At 69.4% G+C, this 19,872-nt stretch carries 19 protein-coding genes and 1 pseudogene; 8 read left to right on the top strand and 12 right to left on the bottom strand.

Annotated elements, in window-relative coordinates; genetic code table 11:
* Nucleotides 1-4 precede the first annotated feature (4 nt).
* The 4 genes from ppk2 (at nt 5) to ACEYYH_RS01230 (ending at nt 4,321) form a co-directional block, all read left to right on the top strand.
* Nucleotides 5-910, top strand: coding sequence for a polyphosphate kinase 2 (ppk2, locus tag ACEYYH_RS01245; protein WP_374978284.1), 906 nt, complete (start codon nt 5-7; stop codon nt 908-910).
* A 106-nt stretch (nt 911-1,016) separates the two neighbouring features.
* Nucleotides 1,017-1,229: a hypothetical protein gene (locus tag ACEYYH_RS01240; RefSeq protein ID WP_374976492.1), complete on the top strand. Its 213-nt coding sequence runs from the start codon at nt 1,017-1,019 to the stop codon at nt 1,227-1,229.
* A 69-nt stretch (nt 1,230-1,298) separates the two neighbouring features.
* The gene (locus tag ACEYYH_RS01235; protein ID WP_374976491.1) at nt 1,299-3,014 is read left to right on the top strand and encodes a SulP family inorganic anion transporter; all 1,716 of its coding nucleotides are present in this window, start codon (nt 1,299-1,301) and stop codon (nt 3,012-3,014) included.
* A gap of 182 nt (nt 3,015-3,196) precedes the next feature.
* Nucleotides 3,197-4,321 (top strand): M24 family metallopeptidase, encoded by a 1,125-nt coding sequence (locus ACEYYH_RS01230; RefSeq protein WP_374976490.1) that lies wholly within the window; start codon nt 3,197-3,199, stop codon nt 4,319-4,321.
* 120 nt (nt 4,322-4,441) lie between these two features.
* Here ACEYYH_RS01230 and ACEYYH_RS01225 read toward each other — a convergent pair whose 3' ends face one another.
* Entirely contained in the window at nt 4,442-5,566 is a 1,125-nt protein-coding gene (locus ACEYYH_RS01225) for a Gfo/Idh/MocA family protein (protein ID WP_374976489.1), read from the bottom strand.
* Nucleotides 5,563-6,387, bottom strand: coding sequence for a sugar phosphate isomerase/epimerase family protein (locus ACEYYH_RS01220; protein ID WP_374976488.1), 825 nt, complete (start codon nt 6,385-6,387; stop codon nt 5,563-5,565). Before ACEYYH_RS01220 ends, ACEYYH_RS01225 begins: the two co-directional genes overlap by 4 nt.
* Nucleotides 6,388-6,499: 112 nt before the next feature.
* Between ACEYYH_RS01220 and ACEYYH_RS01215 the strand changes: the two genes are divergently transcribed.
* On the top strand, nt 6,500-7,117 hold the full coding sequence (locus ACEYYH_RS01215; protein WP_374976487.1) for a TetR/AcrR family transcriptional regulator: 618 nt from the start codon (nt 6,500-6,502) through the stop codon (nt 7,115-7,117).
* A 103-nt stretch (nt 7,118-7,220) separates the two neighbouring features.
* Here ACEYYH_RS01215 and aztD read toward each other — a convergent pair whose 3' ends face one another.
* From aztD to aztB, 3 genes are read right to left on the bottom strand one after another with little or no spacing between them, the layout of a single operon-like run.
* The gene (gene aztD, locus ACEYYH_RS01210; RefSeq protein WP_374976486.1) at nt 7,221-8,432 is read right to left on the bottom strand and encodes a zinc metallochaperone AztD; all 1,212 of its coding nucleotides are present in this window, start codon (nt 8,430-8,432) and stop codon (nt 7,221-7,223) included.
* 28 nt (nt 8,433-8,460) lie between these two features.
* Nucleotides 8,461-9,384 (bottom strand): zinc ABC transporter substrate-binding protein AztC, encoded by a 924-nt coding sequence (gene aztC / locus ACEYYH_RS01205; RefSeq protein ID WP_374976485.1) that lies wholly within the window; start codon nt 9,382-9,384, stop codon nt 8,461-8,463.
* Nucleotides 9,381-11,507 (bottom strand): zinc ABC transporter permease AztB, encoded by a 2,127-nt coding sequence (aztB, locus tag ACEYYH_RS01200; protein ID WP_374976484.1) that lies wholly within the window; start codon nt 11,505-11,507, stop codon nt 9,381-9,383. Before aztB ends, aztC begins: the two co-directional genes overlap by 4 nt.
* A 56-nt stretch (nt 11,508-11,563) precedes the next feature.
* Between aztB and aztA the strand changes: the two genes are divergently transcribed.
* Entirely contained in the window at nt 11,564-12,220 is a 657-nt protein-coding gene (gene aztA, locus ACEYYH_RS01195; RefSeq protein ID WP_374976483.1) for a zinc ABC transporter ATP-binding protein AztA, read from the top strand.
* A 90-nt stretch (nt 12,221-12,310) separates the two neighbouring features.
* On the opposite strand, the gene ACEYYH_RS01190 is transcribed toward aztA, so the two are convergent.
* Nucleotides 12,311-12,799, bottom strand: coding sequence for a DUF6326 family protein (locus ACEYYH_RS01190; protein WP_374976482.1), 489 nt, complete (start codon nt 12,797-12,799; stop codon nt 12,311-12,313).
* A 120-nt stretch (nt 12,800-12,919) separates the two neighbouring features.
* Here ACEYYH_RS01190 and ACEYYH_RS01185 point away from each other — a divergent pair, with 120 nt between their 5' ends.
* Nucleotides 12,920-13,594 carry a TetR/AcrR family transcriptional regulator gene (locus tag ACEYYH_RS01185; protein ID WP_374976481.1) on the top strand — a complete coding sequence of 225 codons (675 nt, stop codon included), beginning with the start codon at nt 12,920-12,922 and terminating at the stop codon, nt 13,592-13,594.
* Nucleotides 13,595-13,691: 97 nt separating this feature from the next.
* Here the strand turns inward: ACEYYH_RS01185 and ACEYYH_RS01180 are convergent, their stop codons facing one another.
* From ACEYYH_RS01180 to ACEYYH_RS01160, 5 genes are all read right to left on the bottom strand, one after another.
* Complete coding sequence (locus tag ACEYYH_RS01180; RefSeq protein WP_374976480.1) at nt 13,692-14,585, bottom strand: ABC transporter permease; 894 nt, start codon at nt 14,583-14,585, stop codon at nt 13,692-13,694.
* Nucleotides 14,572-15,513 carry an ATP-binding cassette domain-containing protein gene (locus ACEYYH_RS01175; RefSeq protein WP_374976479.1) on the bottom strand — a complete coding sequence of 314 codons (942 nt, stop codon included), beginning with the start codon at nt 15,511-15,513 and terminating at the stop codon, nt 14,572-14,574. Before ACEYYH_RS01175 ends, ACEYYH_RS01180 begins: the two co-directional genes overlap by 14 nt.
* A gap of 6 nt (nt 15,514-15,519) precedes the next feature.
* Complete coding sequence (locus ACEYYH_RS01170; RefSeq protein ID WP_374976478.1) at nt 15,520-16,644, bottom strand: outer membrane lipoprotein carrier protein LolA; 1,125 nt, start codon at nt 16,642-16,644, stop codon at nt 15,520-15,522.
* A gap of 82 nt (nt 16,645-16,726) precedes the next feature.
* Nucleotides 16,727-17,443 (bottom strand): lysophospholipid acyltransferase family protein, encoded by a 717-nt coding sequence (locus ACEYYH_RS01165; RefSeq protein ID WP_374976477.1) that lies wholly within the window; start codon nt 17,441-17,443, stop codon nt 16,727-16,729.
* Nucleotides 17,444-17,786: 343 nt separating this feature from the next.
* Nucleotides 17,787-17,918, bottom strand: a complete 132-nt coding sequence (locus ACEYYH_RS01160) for a hypothetical protein (RefSeq protein WP_374976476.1) — start codon at nt 17,916-17,918, stop codon at nt 17,787-17,789.
* A gap of 219 nt (nt 17,919-18,137) precedes the next feature.
* Here ACEYYH_RS01160 and ACEYYH_RS01155 point away from each other — a divergent pair, with 219 nt between their 5' ends.
* Nucleotides 18,138-18,818, top strand: a complete 681-nt coding sequence (locus tag ACEYYH_RS01155) for a DUF2461 domain-containing protein (protein ID WP_374976475.1) — start codon at nt 18,138-18,140, stop codon at nt 18,816-18,818.
* A 60-nt stretch (nt 18,819-18,878) separates the two neighbouring features.
* Here the strand turns inward: ACEYYH_RS01155 and ACEYYH_RS01150 are convergent.
* Nucleotides 18,879-19,471 (bottom strand): annotated as a pseudogene (locus ACEYYH_RS01150) (dihydrofolate reductase family protein).
* Nucleotides 19,472-19,872: the final 401 nt, after the last annotated feature.

The raw sequence follows: 19,872 nt of genomic DNA, 5'->3' as shown, positions 1-19,872 counted from the left end.
GGTGATGGATGGCGTGCCGGTCGAAGGTCTGCGGGAGTACATCGAGCATCTGCGCCAGGAGGGCTATTCGGTGCGTGACGGGCACACCGCGGATCCGGATCTGATCGACCCGCACGGGAACCCCGTCTACACCTGGCAGGAGGGGTACCCGTACGGCGAACTGCTGGACCGCGACGCGTACGAGTTCGAGAAGTACCGGCTGCAGATCGAACTGCTCAAGTTCCAGTACTGGCTGGAAGACAACGGCCGGCGGGCGATCATCCTGTTCGAGGGCCGGGATGCTGCGGGCAAGGGCGGCACCATCAAACGGTTCACCGAGCACCTCAACCCCCGCACCGCCCGTGTCGTCGCGCTGAGCAAGCCCACCGAGCGCGAACTCGGGCAGTGGTACTTCCAGCGCTACATCGAGCACCTGCCGACCGCTGGGGAGATCGTGATGTTCGACCGGTCCTGGTACAACCGGGCCGGTGTGGAGCGGGTGATGGGGTTCTGCACCGACGAGGAGTACGAGCAGTTCATGGTGCAAGCACCTCAATTCGAACGGATGCTGGTGGACTCCGGCATCCATGTCACCAAGTTCTGGTTCTCGGTGTCGCGCACCGAGCAGCGTACGCGGTTCGCGATCCGCCAGCTCGACCCGGTGAGGCGGTGGAAGCTTTCGCCGATGGACCTGGCGTCGCTGGACCGCTGGGAGGACTACACCCGCGCGAAGGAGGAGATGTTCCGCCGCACCGACAAGAAGCACGGCCCATGGATCATCGTGCGCTCGAACGACAAGAAGCGCGCCCGCCTGAATGCGATGCGATTCTTCCTCCGCCAGTTCGACTACGAGGGACGCGATGACAAGGTCATCGGCACTCCCGACCCCCGCCTGGTGATGCGCGGTATCCGCGAGACCGCGGACGAGTAATCCCGGCGGGGGTGTCCACCCGGCCCGCGTTTCGCGAGGCGCGGGCGGAGCCGTCGTACAGTCGGATGAGCAGACAGGGCGCGCGTCGATCAACGGGGAGAGCCACATGGGTGAGCAGAACGAGCCCGGTAACCAGGTCGGCTGGATCAGCATGCTCGTGCTCGCCGCCGGTTTCGTCGGTCTCGGCGTGTGGGGATGGGCCACCGGCGAGGCCGCTTGGGGCGTCGGATCTGTACTCTTCGGCCTGGTGTGGGGTTTCGCCGCCCTGAGAGCGCGACACAAGTCGAAGCCGGAGGGTGACTCCCGATCCGATCGGTGAGTGCCGCTGGGCGGCGCCGCGGCGCCGGCAGGCTTGTCGGACGATTCGACATTGCGGTAAGACATGCCCATGGCGACGACAGGTGGTGAACGTCCGACCCGGGTTCCGCTCGTCGGCCAGCTCCGGTCCTATCAACGTGTGTGGCTGCGCGGCGACGTGATCGCCGGGGTCACGGTCGCCGCGCTCATCGTCCCGAAGAACCTGGGATACGCCGGCATCGCGGGGGTGCCGCTGCAGAACGGCCTCTATGCAGCGGCTGCCGGCGCGATCCTCTACGCGATCTTCGGCACGAGCCGGCAGATCTCGATGGGTCCGAGTTCCGGCCTCGCTGCGGTTGCGGCCAGTGCCGTACTCGCCGCCGGCATCGTCGGCGAACAGGACGTCGCGTCGTTCGTCGCCGGCATCACGCTCGCCTCGGGCATCGTGTTCCTGCTGCTCGCCGTCTTCAGGATGGGCTGGATCGCCCAGTTCCTCTCGCGAGCGGTGGTGACCGGCTTTCTCTTCGGCGCGGCCATCGACGTCGTGATCGGGGAGCTCCCCAAGCTCACCGGCACCGAGACCACGGGCGCGAACCCGATCCAGGAACTGTGGTCGTGGTTCGGGACGCTGGACGCGGTGCACGGGGCGACGGCGCTCGTCGGGGCCATCTCGCTCGTCGTCGTCTTCGGGCTCCGCGTGATCGCGCCGCGGGTTCCGGGCGCCCTGGTGCTCGTCGTGGGTGGACTCCTCGCGTCGGCGCTGTTCGATCTCGGGGCCAAGGGGGTGGCGGTGGTCGGGGACGTGCCGGCGGGCCTGCCCGCGCTGCAGATTCCGAACGGTCAGCTGCTGTGGGATCACGCGGGCACCGTCGCCGTCGCCGCGGTCGCGCTGGTCATGATCGGCTTCTCCCAGACGGCGGGCGACGCGCGCACGTTCGCGGCCAAGCATCGGTATCGGATCGACATCAACCAGGAATCCGTCGCGCAGTCGTTCGCCAACATCGGCTCGGGACTGTTCCAGGGGATGCCGGTTTCCACCAGTCTGTCGGCGAGCTCGCTGAACGACCGCTTGGGGGCGAAGACCGGGCTGGCATCGCTGACCTCCGGTGTCACGGTGCTGCTGACGCTCCTGTTCCTGGCGCCGCTCTTCTCCGACCTGCCCCAGGCGGTCCTCGGTGCGCTGATCATCGAGGCCGTCGTCAGCGGCATGATGAATCTTCCGGAGATGCGGCGGCTCTTCCGGGTGAAGAAGGTCGACTTCTGGATCGCGATCGTCGCACTGCTCGCCACGGTGATCTTCGGTGTGCTCGCCGGTGTGATCATCGGTATCGGACTCTCGCTGATCTGGTTGATCGCCGTAGCCACTCACCCGCAGATGCCGACCCTCGGTCGCGAACGGGGCACGCAGGTCTTCCGCGAGATCGACACGAATCCGGGCGACGAGATCCTGCCCAGTGTGTCGGTGGTCCGGTTCGACGGCGGCCTGTTCTTCGCCACCGCCGACGCATTGGAGGACCACGTGCGCGAGGTGATCCAGGCGAACCCGCGACTGACGGGGATCGTCCTGGACTGCGGGGGGATCAACTTCATCGACTCCCAGGGCGCGGCCTCGATGGCCGACATCGTCAGGCTCGTCCGCGACGCGGGCGTCCAACTCCGCTTGACGCGGCTGAAGCCGGGCCCGCGCGCCGTCCTCGAACGCGAGGGCGTGATCGCCCTCATCGGAGCGGACCACATCCACGGCAACATCCACAGAGCGGTCGCGGCCGAGCAGAACGACGCCGAGAACAGAGGCGACGGCGTCTGACCGCGAGCACCGCATGCTGTTGACCGCCCTCGAACGCGGGTCCAGGATGGGGACCGTTCGACGCACATGAGGGTTCTTGCGCCGACCTCCCCGAGTTCGCCGGATAGTCGCGGGAACGGATGCTGCGTCCCGGCGGGTTCACCCGTGGTCGCAGCATCCGTCGTCCGCTGTGAGGAGATCCCATGCAAGCAGTGTCGGCGCCGTTCACGTCTGATGACTACCGCGCACGCATGGGCATGGCCGCACGGGCCGCGGCGGCGGAAGGTCTCGATGGACTGCTCGTGACCCCAGGCCCGGATCTGGTCTGGCTCACCGGGTATCAACCGACGGCGATCACCGAGCGGCTCACCCTGCTCGTGCTCCGCTGTGACGCCGAGCCGCAGCTGCTGGTGCCGATACTGGAGCATCCGGATGCCGCGTCGGCAGCCGGTGCCGGGGCCGTGACGATCAGGGATTGGCGGGACGGCGCGGACCCGTACGCCGCGGCCGCCCCGTTGCTCACCGCCGACGGCGAGTTCGCGATCTCCGACTCTGCCTGGGCGATGCACCTGCTGGGTCTGCAGTCACGTCTTCCGAAGGTGCGGTACTCGTCGATCACGGAACGGCTGCCGATGCTGCGGCCGGTGAAGGATGCCGCGGAACTGGCCCGGCTGGAGGCGGCGGGCGCGGCCGCGGACGCGACCTTCCGCGAGATCGTGAAGGTGCGCTTCGCCGGGCGCAAGGAGACCGATGTCGCCGCCGACCTGGCGCGGCTGCTGCGCGAGTTCGGGCATGAACAGGTGGACTTCACCCTCGTGGGGTCGGGTCCCAACGGCGCCAACCCGCACCACGAGGCGGGCGACCGCACGATTCTCACCGGGGACATGGTGGTTCTGGACTTCGGCGGCTTGATGGCCGGCTACGGCTCCGACACGACCCGCACCGTGTGCGTGGGCGAACCCACGGCGGAGATGAGCGAGGTCCATGAGATCGTGCGCGTCGCCCAACAGACCGCGTTCGAAGCGGTGCGCCCGGGTGTGGCCTGTCAGGACATCGACCGCGCCGCCCGCCGCATCATCACCGAGGCGGGGTACGGCGACGAGTTCATCCACCGCACCGGACACGGGATCGGCGTGACCACCCACGAGCCGCCGTACATGGTGGAGGGCGAGGTGCGGCCGACCGTGCCGGGGATGTGCTTCTCCATCGAACCCGGGATCTACTTTGCGGGACGATTCGGCGTCCGCATCGAGGACATCGTGACCGTGACCGCGGACGGCGGGCGTCGCTTCAACGACACCGATCACGGACTCGCCATCGTCGAGTGAACGGCCTGCACCGCTCGCGCTCACGGCGGACGAATCCGGGACCAAAGCCCTATACCGGCGACGACGAAGAGGCCGCGCCGCCCCTCAAGGGACGGCGCGGCCTCGTGTGCGGATGCTGCGTCAGAGCGTCGCGGCGAACGGATCGAAGTCCGCCGGTACCGACGGCACGGGAGCGACCGTGGTGGCGATCTCGATGGACTGCCCGGTCTCGACCGACTGCTCTGCGGAGAGCATGACGTCGAGCACGTGAAGGCCGAGCTGGCCGCTGGCGACATGCGGGCGGTCCTCGGCGATGGCGCGCACCATGTCGAGGAGGCCGAGGCCACGACCGACGACGGCGCCCTGCTGGGGGACGTCGATCCACTCCTGCTCGAACTTCGCACCGTCGCGCAGCACGCCGAGCGGCTTCACGTAGGCGATGCGACCCTCGAATTGGTTGGGGTCGGGCAGCACGATCGTGCCCTCGGTGCCGTGCACCTCGAAGATGCCGTGGCGCTCGAGTGCGGAGTCGAAGCTCAGCAGGCTCTGCGCCTGCTGGCCCGCCTCGAACACCGTCGTCAGCTGCACCGTCGTCGGCACCTCCACGGTGAAGTTGGTGCCGGCGATCGGGCCGAGGTGAACCGTCCGCTCGTCGCGAGCACGCAGGCCCGCCGCGAAGACGCGGGCCACTGGTCCGAGGAGGCTCACCAGCCCGCTGATGTAGTACGGCCCCATGTCCAGCAGCGGGCCCGCGCCCGTGCTGAAGAGGAAGGCAGGATCCGGATGCCACAGGTCTGGCCCCTGCGTCTGGAACGCGGTCTGCGCGAACAGCGGCTCGCCGATCACGCCCTCCGCGATCGCGCGCTTGGCGGTCTGGAAGCCCGGTCCGAGGATGGTGTCGGGCGCCGAACCGACACGCAGACCGGCAGCATCCGCCGCCTCCAGGATGCGCGAGACGTCGGCGAGGTCGAGGCCGACCGGCTTCTCGGTCCACACATGCTTGCCGGCGCTGATCGCCGCTTCCGAGACCGCGACGTGCGCCGCCGGGATGGTGAGGTTCACCACGACCTGGACGTCCGGGTGCTCGAGCACCGCCGCGGCATCGCCGTGCACCGGCACGCCGTACTGCTCGGCCTTGTCCTTCGCGCGGTCGGGCAGCAGGTCGCCGACGGCCAGCACCTCGACGTCCGGGAATGACGTCAGGTTCTTGAGATACGTGTCGCTGATGACACCGGCACCGATGATGCCGACTCCCACGCGGGTCATCGGACGAAGCCGCCGTCCTGCAGGAACGCGTACGACGCCGCGATGTCGGCGAAGACGTCGCCTGGCGCATTGTCGTACTCGATGACCGCGTACTTGACCGCCGTGGCGGCGTTCAGCGCGTCCGAGAGCGCGACGACGCCCTCGCCGGGGTGGGTCTGCAGCAGGCTCTTCGACGTGAAGGCCGGCGCGTCGGGAGCGAACGGGTTGCTGGCGGGAACCAGTCCATCCTTGATGTGGAGCGCCACCAGTCGGTCGCCGATCGCACGGGTCAGTGCGGTGACGTCCTGTCCGCCGACGGCGGCCCAGTACAGGTCGAGCTCGATGGCGACGCGGTCGTCGGTCAGCTCGAGGAAGCGCTCGAACGCGGTCTGGCCGTCGAACGAGGCCAGGAACTCCTGGGCGTGGTTGTGATAGCCGACGGTGAGGCCGAATCCGGCTGCGACATCGACGAGGTCATTCAGGCGGCGGGCGGTGTCGGCGACACCCTCCTCGGTCAGCCAGCGGTCGGTCGGCACCATCGGGTCGATGACGGTGGTCGCGCCGATCGCCGCCGCGGCCTCGAACACGACCTCTGGAGCGGGGGTGGGGATCGAGCCGTCGGGAGTCCACAGCTCGTCCGAAAGCAGCGGGGCGTGACCGGTCGGCGAGGCGAGGCCGGCCGCGTCCAGCGCCGCGCGGATCTCCTGCGGGCGGCGGACGAAGTCGAAGGCCTCGACGTTCTTGAGACCGATCGCGGCGAGCTTGTCCAGCGAGCCGGACATGTCGGCGGAGAAGGCGGCGGCCAGGGTGTAGAGCTGCACCGAGCTCTCAGGTCGAGTCACTTCGGACACCTTTCGTACATCTTCGTGCGGATCGACTGCATCGTGTCAGGGCAGAGTAGCATAAAACCTCCACGTGGAGGTTTTGCCCGTCGCGCCGCTCTAGGATGACCGAATGGCCGACGAAACCGAGACCGATCCTGCAGGAAGGCCCAATTCTCGCGGCTCATACGCGAAGGGCGTCGCGCGGCGGCAGCAGATCCTCGAGCGAGCCATCGAGGTGTTCGCGCGGCGCGGCTCCGACCGCACGAGCCTGCGCGCGATCGCCGAAGAGGTCGGCGTCACGCACGCGGCGCTGCGACACTACTTCGGCTCGCTCGAAGAGCTGCTCGTCGAGGTCTATCGCGAGTCGGAACGTCAAGGCGACCTTCATCACCCCGACGACCGCGACGCGACACCGGTGGAGGTGATGCGCGAGTCCGCGCGAGTCAACCGCGAGATCGCGGGACTGGTGCAGCTGTATTCGATGCTCGTCGCGGCGGCGCTCGAGGAGGGACACCCGGCTGCGAGGGACTTCGCGACCCGACGATTCGCGCGCGTGCGCGCGGGCCTCGTCGACCGGGTCGTCCGCAGTCAGCAGGCCGGGCGGCTGCGGGCCGATGTCGATCCCCAGGCGGTCGCCGCACTCGTGATCGCGGCATCCGACGGCCTGCAGACGCAGTGGCTGCTCGACGCCACAGCACCACAGGACGAGTCCCCGCTGCTCCTCGAACGGCTCCTCGCGCCGTCCTGATCCGAACCATCCGCGATCGCCACGCGGCACCGGCTTCACTCAGTGCGCCGGCCTCGACAGCGAGGGCGGACCGCTCGTTCTGGTGGTCCGCCCTCGCCGGCCATCATCCCTCGGCGACCGCGATCTCATTCGGTGTGATGTCGAGCGTCACCGAAGCCACGATCTCGCCCGTCGTGAGATCGACGGCGTGGATCGCGTCGGCGGCGGGCTCGGTCACGTACGCGATGTCGCCCTGGATGACGATCGCCGGGTGAGCGTCCTGCCATTCGGCGGGCCCCTCCCAGGCCTCGATCACAGGGAAGGCGTCGGTGATCTCGCCGGCGGCTGGATCGAAGACGTGGACGGATCCGTCACGGGAGAGGATGTAGGCGAGATCCTCCGGACCGCGGGCGATGTCACGGAACGTGTACTCCACGCCCTCAGGAAGGTCGACGACGTCGAGGGTGCCGGCCTCGGTGTCGATGACGGTGACCGCACCGAGGAGGTAACCTTCGGCATCCGGATCGTTCTTGTAGTCGCCGACGACGAGCGGGCTCGTCTCGCTCACGTAGGCGTTGCCCATGCGCCCGTACGGCTGGTCGGGAGCGTCGAGCTTGAGGATCTCGCCATCGCGGTAGAGCAGGGCCCCGTTCTCGCAGCCGAAGACGACGGCCTCGTCGGCCGCGGTCCCCTCGCCGTGTACGCCGGGGCAGGCATCGCTCGTCGCGATCACCGCGCCCGACGCATCGCTCGCCGTGATGCCGGTTCGGCCATCGGCATTGCCCACCGTTGTCAGGAAGGTGCCGTCCTCGAGCACGACCGAGACGCCATGGTGCGCCTCGACGCCGGGCACGGTCTGCGCATCGGGCAACTCGTCGTCGGCCGCGAGCAGCGCGTCGGTGTCGAAGATCGTGGTGTCGCTCGTGCCGTCGGCGTAGAGGATCGTCTTGCCGCCGTGGTGGACGACGTGACCCGGGGCGTCGGCGGCGAAGACCAGGTCGGTGAGCTCGGCCTCGTCGGTGCTCCCCGCGGCGGTGTCGAGAACCTGGAACCCCTCGCTCATCGTGACCATCACGTGGCGTCCGTCGCCTGCCGGGTTGAGGCGGGTGAACTCCTCCGAAGCGAGGTCGGCGACCTGCTCGAGCGTCTCACCATCGAGCACGAGGATGCCGCCCTCGTACGAGACCGCGATCCGGGGGCCGGCCACAGTGGCGGACGGCGTCTCCGCGCCGGCGTCGTAAGACGCCGACGGCGTCGATGAACAGGCCGCGAGGGTCGCGACGGCACCGGCGGCGACGGCGATCAGGCCGGCGCGCCGCAGTGTGCGTGTGCGCATGTGGTGTTCCTCTTCCTTGGTGTGGGGCTCACTGAGAGAGCCCGGTGACGATGCGCTGCGTGTTCTCGCGCATCATGGTCAGGTAGTCCTCGCCGCCGCCGCCCTCGGCGGTGAGCGACTCGGTGTACAGCTGGATCACCTCGACGTGCCTGTCGGTCTCCTGGGCGAGCGCCCGCATCAGCCGGTCGGGAGACGACGACTCGGCGAATACCGCCGACACGCCGTGGTCCTCGATCGTGGTCACCAGGTCGGCGAGGTCGGACGCGCTGGGCGCGGCCAGGGTCGTTCCGCCCGGGATCGCGGCGCCCACGACGCGGAAGCCGTACCGCTCCGCGAGGTAGCCGAACACGTGGTGGTTGGTGACGAGGGCGCGGCGCTCGGCGGGGATCCTGTCGAACGCCGCGGTCATCTCGTCGTCGAGGCTCTCGAGCTGCGCGAGGTAGGCGTCGACATGCTCGTCGACGGCAGCCGCGTCCGCGCCCGCCAGCGCCGACAGCCGCGGCGCCAGCGCCTCGACGACATCGACCATGCGGCCCGGGTCGGTCCAGAAGTGCGGGTCGGGGGTGCCGGCGGCATCTCCCTTCGCATAATCGAGCACCTCGATCGCCTCACCGGCGACGAAGCTGTCGATGCCCTCCGCGACCGCCGCATCGAGATGCTGCTGCAGTCCTTCCTCGAGGCTGAGGCCGTTCGACACCAGCAGGTCGGCGGAGCGCAAACGCGCAGCATCCTGTGCCGAGATCTCGAACGAATGCGGATCCGCATCCGGCCGCATGAGTGTCATCACCTCGACGTGGTCGCCCACGAGCTCGTTCACCACGTCGCCGAGGATGTTCGTCGACACCACGACGAGCGGACGGTCGTCGCCTGTGGGCCCGCAACCTGAGAGGACGGATGCTGCGACCCCGACCGTCAGCAGCGCGGTGAGCGTTGCCGACCGACGGCGGGTCATCGGCCGGTCTCCGCGAACAGGGCGGGCTGCGTGGGCGTGGCGAAGGTCCTCGAGACGCGGGCCGCGTCGGCGAAGTCGATCTCGTAGACCGCGTGCTCCGCGGGGCCGTTGAGGTAGGCGCGCGGGTGGTCGGCGACGAGCGTCGGGCTGCCGGCACCCGTCGCGAGCGAGTCGGCCACCAGCGGATCGGTCTGCGACAGCAGCGCGCCGGTGGTCCCGTCGATCACGAGGACCCGCCCGTCCGCGGCGAGCGCGAGTACGTGCTGCGCTTCGTCGTCGACCGCGGCCGCCTGCACGATCGGGCGATCGACCGCAAGCAGCGTCCAGGTGCGCTCGCGGGTGTCGAGCAGCCAGATCGCGTGGTCCCCCGCCGTCGCTGCCACCGTGGGACGGCCATCGCGTCCCGCGAACGCCGTCGCCCGCGGCACCGTCGTGCCCGACGGGTACGGGATGCGCTCGAGCGCCACGGTCCCATCGACCAGGGTCGCCAGCAGCGCGCCGTCGGCGCACCCGATGACCGCGCCCACACGGGTCGTGACGGTGCCGCGCGCATCGGCACAGTCGGCGGTGGCGCCGGGCTGCGGCATCCCGTCCTCGTCGAGGACCGAGACGGATGCGGCAACGCCGTGCTGCGGCTCGGTGACGAGTGCGTACGAGCCGATCGGCACGACCATGCCGTCATGCGGCTCGGTCTCCCGGCGGAATCGCTCGACGAGCTCGCCCTTCGCCAGCGCCGCGGTGTCGAGGAGCACTGCTTCGCCACTGCCAGCGAAGAAGACCCCGGTGCCGCCCGTGGTCGACGACGACGTCGTCGCGACGGTGGCGGGACCGCGTCCCGGCACCTCGCCGAGCATCGCCGGTTCCGCGAGGTAGTAGTGGAAGTGGTCGACGTGGTCCCAGGTCCACCGGCCGCTGTCGATGATCGAGAGCGCCTCACCGGTGCCGGCGAAGACGTAGCGGCCGTCGGTGCTCACGCGCGACGCATTCGCCACCTCGCCGAGCTGTGCGACGGACTCGTCGAGCAGGTCGTGCTGGCGGACGACGCCGTCGGGGTCGATCGTCACCACGGCGAGCGGCGGCTCGCTCAGCTCACTCGCCCGGGCGACCGTCCCGTGGCCGGTGGATGTCGCGGTCGCGGCGGGGGCGTCGGCTTCGGCGCTCGCGCAGCCGGCGAGCGCGAGCCCGGCGACCGCGAGCACCGTGGTGAATCTGGCGGATCTGTGGAGCACGGGGCGTTCGTTCCTTCGTGGGTGGTCGGGACCGGATGCTGCGCGCCCCGGGTATCGGGTCACGCGATGGCCTCCGCGTCGGTGCGAGTGCGCCGCGTGCGCGGCCCACGAGGCAGCGCTGAGAAGCACGGCTGTCAGGGCGATGGATGCGCCGGCGGCGGTGCCGGCGTGCCATGACAGCAGGAGGCCGAGCACAACGGCGGCGACTCCGAACACGCAGGCGAGCGCCATCCCCGAGGGCAGCCGTCGCGTCCAGTGGCCGGCTGCGACGGCCGGTGCGATGAGCAGGCCGACCACGAGGAGGGAGCCCACGGCCTGGTACGACGCGACGACAGCGAGCGTGACCAGGCCGACCAGCACAGCCTGGGCGATCCTCGGCCGGAGCCCGAGCACCGCAGCCACCCGTGCGTCGATCGCGAGGGCTACGAGCGAGCGATGCGCGGCCGCGGCGACCGCGATTCCGATCGCGGTCGCCCAGGCGAGCAGTACCACGTCCTCGGTGGAGATGGCGAGGATGTCGCCGAACAGGATGGCCGTCGCATCCGTCGCGAAGCTTCCCGAGTACGAGATGACGATCACGCCGGCGGCGAGCATGGCCACGAAGAGCATGCCGATGCTCGTGTCGTACGAGAGTCGGCCGCGGCGCTGCAGCGCCCCGATCCCGAGGCTCATCGCGGCGGCGCTGAGTCCTGCTCCGAGAAGCACGGGCACTCCCAGCAGTGTCGCCAGGGCGACACCGGGGAGCATTCCGTGTCCGAGGGCCTCGCCCAGGAAAGCCATGCCCCGGGCGACGACCCAGGTGCCCACGACACCGCACAGCACAGCCACGAGGCTGCCTCCGAGGAGGGCCCGCTGGACGAACTCCAGCGTGAACGGATGTGTGATGAGGGACATGAGCGACGACCGTAGCGTTAATGAGAACGATTCTCAAAATCAGTTAGGCTGGGCCCGTGCTCACCGAAACGTCGCCTTCCGCCGCCCTTTCTCTGCGCGGGGTGTACGTGGAGTACGCCGGAACGCCGGCCCTGCGCGGGGTCGATTTCGACGCGCCGGCAGGTGCGCTCACTGTGGTCGCGGGGCCGAACGGCGCGGGCAAATCGACTCTGCTGGAGGTGCTCGCGGGGACGATCACACCGCGTGCGGGCATCGTGTCCCTCCGTGCGAGGTCGCGAGCCTTCGTGCCTCAGCGCGCCGTGATCTCACCAGCACTGCCGCTCACCGTGCGAGATGTCGTCACGGTGGGAGCATGGGGGCGAGTCGCCGCGTGGCGCCGACTCGATCGCAGGTCACGTGAAGCAGTGGATGCGGCCCTCGATCGCCTCGACCTGACTGCTCTGGAACGAGAACCGTTCGGCACCCTCTCCGGAGGTCAGCAGCAGCGGACCCTCCTCGCACAAGGACTGGCCCGCCGCGCGCAGACCTTGCTGCTGGACGAACCCACCACCGCCCTCGACGCCGACACCGCCACGCGGATCGCGACCGCCATGAGGGTCGAAGCCGACCGTGGCGTCGCGGTCGTGTGCGTCAGCCACGATCAAGGGCTCATCGATGCTGCCGACGTCGTCGTCAGTCTGGCAGCAGGTCGTGTCTCGACGGCCGGGGCATAGCTTCAGAGGCCGCCAGGGGCGCTGAGGCGCCATCGTGCCGGTTTCGGGCAGGGGGTGACATGGCTGCCCGTGGCGGCCTGAAGCTGGCACCTACTGGCGAAGGCCCTGTCGAAGGTCGGTCGTCGCGGGAGCGGCGGGGAGAACAGAGGTTCGGGGCCACGTCCACGCCGACCGCAGGATGAAGGCCAGGAGGAGCACCTCGATCCCGATGGAGATGCCGTAGAAGGCTGCCCACTCCCAGGTCGCCCCGGCCGCGTTGAAGATCGAGTACGGGATGAGGAGCGATGCGACGACGAGGTTCGTCGCGCGGTTCACCCGCGCGGGCAGCGCCATGGAGAGCATCACCATCACGGCAGGAATCGACACCGACACGAGAAAGACCGTCAACAACGTCGCGCTGATGTCGAACCTCCAGACGAGACCGTTCAGGATGCCGTCGACGACACCGGGCTTGTAGAAGTTGAGGACGTCTACGTAGACGTAGAGGAACATGAAGCTGGTCCACGCGGCGGCGAGCTTCACCTGCACCGGGATGGGCGGGCTGTCGAGCGAGTTCCGGGATGTCGTTCGGATGGTCATCGGGTTCTTCTTTCTCGAGGAGCGGTCTGACTGTCGTTGGTTCGTACACCGTACGTCGTACGCTGTACTATGACCGTACGCTGTACGATTGTCAAGCCGTTCGAGCAAGCGAGGAGACACTTGTCCGCGAAGGAACTACGCCAGGTCGCCTCAGACGCGGGGCTGAGCAAGCAGCGGGTCGTGGTCGAGGCGATCCGGCTCGCCGACCGCGACGGGGTCGATGGGCTGAGCATGCGCCGGCTGGCCGGCACACTCGGCGCGGGCGCGATGTCGCTCTACCACTACGTGGCGAGCAAGGACGAGTTGCTCGACGCCATGATCGACGTCATGTTCGACGAGATCGAGCTCCCGCCCGAAGGGACCGACTGGCAGGCGGCGATGCGACAGAGGGCGGTGTCCGCCCGACAGGTTCTCGCCCGCCACCCGTGGGCGAACGGCCTGATGGAGTCGCGGACATCGCCGGGGCCCGCGAACCTCCGCCACCACGAAGCGGTCACCGCCTGCCTGCGGCGGGCCGGCTTCTCGCCCCTGATGGCGACGCACGCCAACTGGCTGCTCGACAGCTATGTGTACGGTTTCGCGCTCCAGGCAGCAGGCCTGCCGTTCGACACCGCCGATGAGCTCGCGGACATGGCCGAGGACGTCTACCTGCCCCAGCTCCCTCCTGAGGAGTTCCCCTACCTCAACGAGTCCGCCGCGGCGCTCGTCGCGGCCGGCTTCGACCCGGCTGAGGAGTTCATCTTCGGCCTCGACCTCGTCCTCGCCGCCCTCGAGCCCCTGAGAACCACCGCATAGCGCCGGTCCCGCAGCGGGGCATCACCGCGCAGGGATCGACGCGCGCTGAGCGCACGTGCGCGGCTGGCTGGCCGCCATCAGGTGCGCACCGACCTGGCTATGTCAGCACATCGCGGGTCGTGAACCGCCAGACGGCGAGCGCTCCCGCGACCACGATCCAGACCCCTTGCAGAAGGGCGTTGTCGAGGAACGAGTCCCACGAGATCGGCGAGCGCAGCAGGTCGCCGAAGTCGAGCCAGCGATCCGTGAACAGGTAGGGGTGAAGCGCCGACAGCTGCGGGATCTGACCGACGATCTGCGCCGCGACGGCGAGGATCGCGGTGGCCGCCATGGCGCCGACCGGCACTGTCGTGAGGGTCGAGAGCAGCACTCCGATCGCGGCGAGCCCCAGCATCGACACCGACACGTAGGCGACGACGGCAAGACACCGGAGCAGTCCTTCGGCGAGGCTCACGGGTGTCCCGCTCAGCAAGGTCAGCGGGCCGGCGCCGAAGAGGATCGCGCCGACGACCACACCGACCACGACCACAGCGAAGGTCGCGACCACGCAGAAGACGGCGGCGGCGACGTACTTGACGGCGAGGAGCGCGACGCGCCCCGACGGCGCGACCAGCAGGTAGCGAAGGGTGCCCAGGCTCGCCTCGCCCGCGATCGTGTCGCCGGCGACGACGCTGACGGTGAGGGGGAGGAAGAGCGGGATCGCGATCGTCAGCGCGGCAAGGCCGACGAAGACGCCGTTGTCGGTGACCTGGTCGAGGAACGCCGGGCCGCGACCGGGACGCGTGCCGCCGGCGATCCGCACCGCGACGCCGAGGAGGACGGGGACGAGGCCGAGCGCTCCGAGCATCATCCACGTGCGGAGGCGGCGGAACAGCGTCGCCAGTTCGCTTCCGAGAAGACCAGGAACGCCGCTCCCGCGCCCCGCAGCGCGCGAGGCCGACGCCGTCGGCGCAGTGTCGGTCGGGCGAGCGGCGGAATCACGCGACGACATCGAAGCCCTGCCCTGTCAGCTCGACGAATCTGTCCTCGAGGCTCGTCCGCTCGACCGTGATGCCGCGCACCCGCACGTCGGCGTGCACCAGAGCCGCGACGATGTCTTCCGGCTCGGGCCCGTCCGAACCGAGTGTTCCCACGAGCGTGAAGGGCGCAGCATCCGTCGTCCGGATTCCCGCGCTCTCGAGCACCTCTCTCGCCCGCACGACATCGAGGGTCTGCAGCCGGAGGCGGCCCGTGCCGTCACCGCTGCGCAGCTCGTCGAGGGTGCCCGATGCCACGAGCCGCCCCGCGCTCATGATCCCGGCGTGCGTGCACACCTGCTCGACCTCGGTGAGCAGGTGGCTCGAGACGAACACCGTCGCCCCCTCGCCGGCCAAGGAGCGGATGAGTCCGCGCACCTCGCGGGTTCCCTGCGGGTCCAGCCCGTTCGTCGGTTCGTCCAGCACCAGCAGTTCACGGGGAGTGAGCAGCGCGTTGGCGATGCCGAGGCGCTGCTTCATACCGAGCGAATACGCGTGCACCTTCTTGTCGGCTGCCGTGGCCAGTCCGACGCGCTGCAGCGCCTCGTCGACACGTCGGCGGCGGGTGACGGATGCTGCGTGCCGGCCCGCCGCGTCGAACCGGTGCAGATTCTGCCGCCCGGTGAGGAAAGGCGCGAACGCCGGGCCTTCGACCAGTGCGCCCACCCGGGGAAGCAGGGTCTGAAGGGCCTCGTGGATCGGCTGGCCGAGGACGCGGGCCTCGCCCGCAGTCGGGCGGACGAGGCCGAGGAGCATGCGGATCGTCGTGGTCTTGCCCGACCCGTTCGGCCCGAGGAAACCGAAGACCGAACCGTGCGGCACGTCGAGCGCGACGGCATCCACGGCCGTCTGTGCGCCGAACCGCTTGGTCAGACCGGAGGTCTGGATCGCGAGGTCGGTCACGGGGGCTCAGTCGCCGGCCGCGACCCGTGCGAGGTGATCGGCGCTGACAGCACCCGCGAACACACGTCCGTCGTCGGTGAAGTACACCGTCACGAGCGCCGTCTCGAGCACGCGTCCACCCGCAACCGGCCGGGTCAGGCTCTCGAGCGTCGCCGCGTCGAGGCCTCCCGCCTCGGAGCTGCTCGTGTCGGCCTGCGGCAGCTCGACGACCGCGGTCCACCCTTCGCCATGCACGACCGGCTGGTGGGCGGCATCCGTCCTCGAATCCCTCTGGCCGGGCGCTGCCGCGTGATCACGGTCGGGTGGGGAGAGCGTCTTCGTCTCGACGGTGTACCCCGGCGCGGGCGTGTAGGTGAGCGTCGCGGGATCGGGCGCCGCGAACGAGACCTCCGTGAACACGATGTCGAACGCAGGCTGCTCAGCACCGCGGGCGGTGACGGATGCTGCGAGCGCAGCGCCCGTCTCGCCGTCGATCGCGAAGCGCACCTCGCCGACGATGCTGGCGGCGTCCGTCGGCACGAGCACGAGCTCGTACACGTCACGTCCTGCCACGCGCCCGTCGGTCCCTACCGAGATCTCGGTCGATTCGCCGAGCCTCGTGAGAGCGTCCTCGAGCATCTGCTGCGGGGTCTTCACCGTCGGGTCGGGCTGCTCGAGAGAGCCGTTGTCGCCGCCCGCCGTGTAGTGCGTCGCCGTCTTGGTCTCGGAGTCGACGAACCAGCCCTCTCCCACGGCCCGGTCGACATACACGTCGCGCTCGGCCAGGCGATCGAGCACCTGCAGGCGCGACCTGTCGCCATCGAGGTAGACGTTGGCCGTGTGCGAACCGGTCAGGAGGTCGACGGCATCGGAGGCGCCGGCGCTCGAATCGGCGCTGCCCGAGGAGTCCATGAGGCTCGAGAGGTCGGGCAAGCCGAGATCCGACGTCTGCTCGATCGTCCCCGTCATCGCGGTGACATCGCTCGCGGCGGCGAACTCCAGGAGCGCGGCGGGGGTCTTGTCGGGAAGATCCACCCGGGCATCGGCGGCGGTCGGAATGACCACGGCCGCAGCGACGGCCGAGACCAGGACGAATGCGCCGGCGACCGGGAGCCAACGGGCGGGTGACCGGCGCGGGTGCCGCCTATCCATGGGGAAAGGCTACGCCTGGACGCCGACGCGCGGGCTGGGAGATGGATAGGAGAACGCGGTCGGGACCTTTCCGCGGAGCGGCTCAGTCGCGCGACGTGGCGTTCACGCTGCCGGAGCGTTCCTGTCCGCTCAGGCGAGCGATGGCGGCCATCATGCGCTCGGTGATCTCGCGGCGAGCCCTGCCGTCCGGCACACCCTCCAGGTCGGTGAGGTCGAGCGGCTCGCCGAAGTGCACCTCGAGGCGCGGTCTCCCCGGCAGCAGATGGCTCAGCGGCTTGGCGGTGCCGGTGCCGATCAGTCCGACGGGTACGACCGCGGCGCCCGTGTCGCGGGCCATCCACGCCGCACCCCCGTGGCCCTCGTGCAGCTTCCCGTCGCGTGACCGGGTTCCCTCGGGGAACACCGCGAAGACGCTCCCGGCCCGCAGGATGCTGCTGCCCGCGTCGAGCGCGGCGCGTGCATCGCGACCGGTCGCACGGTACACCGGCACACCGCCGATCGAGGTGAAGAACCAGCGCTTGACGCGGCCGAGCACGCCGGAGCCGGTGAAGTACGACGACTTGATGAGGAACTGCACAGGCCGGGCCGCGGATGTCGGGATGATGACGGTGTCGAGCGACGCGAGGTGGTTGCTCGCCAGCAGCACCGCCCCTCGCTCGGGCACGTTCGCCCGGCCGACGATGCGCGGGCGGTACATCAGCCAGAACAGCGGCCGCAGGACCACCCGCCCCAGAAAGTAGACGGCGCCCGGCCGCGGTGCGGGGGCGGGGGCGGCGCTCGGCCGAGTTGGCGCTGTCACCTCGCCACCCTATCCGTCGTGGCCGGGCCGATCCTCGTGCGCCTCGTTCAGCGGCGGAGCGGGGGCAGATGCGGAATGGGCACCGGTCGCGTGCTTCCCGACCTCGGTCTGGCCCCTCGCGACAGATCGACGAGGACTGCCTCGACTGTGAAGTAGCGGGTCGGGCGGCCGGTGGGCTGTGCCCAAACGACGTGAACCCCTTCGGAACGAGCGTCCGTGATCACCGCGACGACGTGCCGAGGGTCGGTTTCCGGAAGTCCGGTAGCCCGGATGATCCATGTCGTCCGATCGTGGCGGAACAGCTCGAAAGGCTCGTCGGCCCGTGGATCGCCGCCGTCGGACATCACCAATCCGCGATCAGGCCCGACCTGATCATCTCGGCGCGCAAGTCGTCCTCGAAGTCGTCGGCCTGATCGCGCAGGGACGGGTCGTGATCATCCCAGTTGCTCGCCGGGCTCGTGCGTGATCTGGCCATCTCGTCGGTACCTCCGTGGTGTGGGCGATTCCACTGTCACCGACGCGGCCCTCCGTGCAACGGGGGTTGACAGCGCTCCCGGCGGTGTGCCCGCACGGCCGTCGGCGTGCTACTTCACCCATGACAGGTTCGAGGCGCTCGGCGTGGCTCGAGCGCCCGATGCGGTTGACTCCGCGGCGGAGCTCCGTTCCCGCAGCATCCGCTCGCTACGATCGGCGGGTGGGATTCGAAGGACTCGATCGCGACGCCGTTGCGTTCTTTGCCGAGCTTCGCGCCGACAACACGAAGACGTGGTGGGCGGCCAACAAGGCGCGCTACGACGCGGCCGTCCGTGGGCCATTCGAGGCGCTCGGGGCGGAGCTCGAGCCCGAGTTCGGGGCGGTGAAGATCTTCCGCCCGTATCGCGACGTCCGCTTCAGCGCCGACAAGACGCCCTACAAGCTGCACATCGGCATGGTCTCGCAGGCGCGGGTGGCGCACTATGTGCAGCTGAGCGAGGAAGGTCTGATGCTGGGCGGCGGCGTGTATGACGTGCCGCCCTTGGCGCTGGCCCGCTTCCGCGAAGCCGTCGACGATCCGCGCACCGCCGAGGATCTCGACGCGCTGCTCGAGGAGCTGCGCAGCGCAGGCTTCGAACTCCTCCGCGACGACGCCCTCAAGACCGCGCCTCGCGGATACCGGGCCGACCACCCCCGCCTCCCGCTCCTGCAGCTCAAACGGCTCGCCGTCGGCAGGCGAGAGCCTCCCGCCGACTGGATGTGGACGCCCGACGCGTACGACATCATCGCCGACGACTGGCGCACCGTCTCGACCTGGTGCGCCTGGCTGACCGAGACGCTCGGCGCCGAACTGCTCGAGGCCGCCCAGCCGTCGAGTCGAGGCCGCAGCGACCGGATGTGACGACCGGTCCTCGCTGAGGTTCCCGTCCGGCGGCGGTGATACAAGCGCAGCCGGGGCCACTCAGATCGACCGGCGGCGCACCCGATAGCGCAGGTGAAGCACCCGGTTGCCCTGAACGACCACGTCTGGGTCTTCCAGCAGTCGCTGCGAGTCGACGGAGCCGAAGTAGCGCTTGCCAGTCCCGAAGACGACGGGCGCGACATCCATGCGCACCTCGTCGACAAAGCCAGCGGCAAGCACCTGGCCGCCGACGTCGCCGGCAGCGACCTCGACGGTGCGGCCGCCCGCGAGCTCCTGCGCCTTGGTCACGGCCGCCTCGATGCCGTTGACGAAGTGGAAAAGGATGCGTCGAGGTCCCAGCCCTCGGGTGCCGGTCGGTGCGTCACAACGACGACGTGGTCGATCCCGCTCGGCGGCTTCCCGTCCCAGCCCTCCGTGATGTCGAAGACGTGGCGGCCGGCGATGGTCACCCCGATCTCGTCCCAGTACGGCCGGATGTGGTCGTACGACGCTTGCGACACGTTCAGCACACCACTGTCATCCAACGGCACGTCACCGCTGACCAGCCATTCGAACAGCGGACCGGGATCGTCGTTCTCGGCCGCGATGAAGCCATCCACCGAGACCGACGCATTCATGACCACTTTCCCCATGGTTTCCTCCTCTCTGTGGAGTCCCCCGTCTCCTGTCACCCTCCGGCATCGAACACCACTCACCTCATCGACCCCGAGATCCGCTTCAGACTCGCCGTGCCCAAGCAATAGCAACAGCGCAGCCGGCGCACCACGAGAGAAGACTCAGTCGGGAGGGATGCGATACAGCTTCTCGACGTCACGCGCTGTGATGCCGCCCGGTGCGGCGGCAGCACTGCCCAGGAGAAGACACCACTGCGGATGCCGCGACAGCCCCCGTCGCATGCGAGCACAGTACTCCGCGCCACAACCTCACTGCCAGAGTGCGGCCGAGAACTTGCTGGCGTCGTCTACGACGAGCTCACCGCGAGGGGTGTGACGATGACCATGGAGATGCAGCGCCAGCAGGCGCCGCACACACC

This window comes from Microbacterium trichothecenolyticum, from assembly GCF_041938625.1.
GTDB lineage: Bacteria > Actinomycetota > Actinomycetes > Actinomycetales > Microbacteriaceae > Microbacterium > Microbacterium trichothecenolyticum_D.
This window is presented reverse-complemented; position numbering and strand designations above follow the sequence as displayed.

Excerpts from the sequence above, each read along its gene's own strand:
- ppk2 (WP_374978284.1), top strand. The coding sequence starts at position 5 with ATGGATGGCGTGCCGGTCGAAGGTCTGCGGGAGTACATCGAGCATCTG.
- ACEYYH_RS01240 (WP_374976492.1), top strand. The coding sequence starts at position 1,017 with ATGGGTGAGCAGAACGAGCCCGGTAACCAGGTCGGCTGGATCAGCATG.
- ACEYYH_RS01235 (WP_374976491.1), top strand. The coding sequence starts at position 1,299 with ATGGCGACGACAGGTGGTGAACGTCCGACCCGGGTTCCGCTCGTCGGC.
- ACEYYH_RS01230 (WP_374976490.1), top strand. The coding sequence starts at position 3,197 with ATGCAAGCAGTGTCGGCGCCGTTCACGTCTGATGACTACCGCGCACGC.
- ACEYYH_RS01225 (WP_374976489.1), bottom strand. The coding sequence starts at position 5,566 with ATGACCCGCGTGGGAGTCGGCATCATCGGTGCCGGTGTCATCAGCGAC.
- ACEYYH_RS01215 (WP_374976487.1), top strand. The coding sequence starts at position 6,500 with ATGGCCGACGAAACCGAGACCGATCCTGCAGGAAGGCCCAATTCTCGC.
- aztD (WP_374976486.1), bottom strand. The coding sequence starts at position 8,432 with ATGCGCACACGCACACTGCGGCGCGCCGGCCTGATCGCCGTCGCCGCC.
- aztC (WP_374976485.1), bottom strand. The coding sequence starts at position 9,384 with ATGACCCGCCGTCGGTCGGCAACGCTCACCGCGCTGCTGACGGTCGGG.
- aztB (WP_374976484.1), bottom strand. The coding sequence starts at position 11,507 with ATGTCCCTCATCACACATCCGTTCACGCTGGAGTTCGTCCAGCGGGCC.
- ACEYYH_RS01190 (WP_374976482.1), bottom strand. The coding sequence starts at position 12,799 with ATGACCATCCGAACGACATCCCGGAACTCGCTCGACAGCCCGCCCATC.
- ACEYYH_RS01180 (WP_374976480.1), bottom strand. The coding sequence starts at position 14,585 with ATGTCGTCGCGTGATTCCGCCGCTCGCCCGACCGACACTGCGCCGACG.
- ACEYYH_RS01170 (WP_374976478.1), bottom strand. The coding sequence starts at position 16,644 with ATGGATAGGCGGCACCCGCGCCGGTCACCCGCCCGTTGGCTCCCGGTC.
- ACEYYH_RS01160 (WP_374976476.1), bottom strand. The coding sequence starts at position 17,918 with ATGGCCAGATCACGCACGAGCCCGGCGAGCAACTGGGATGATCACGAC.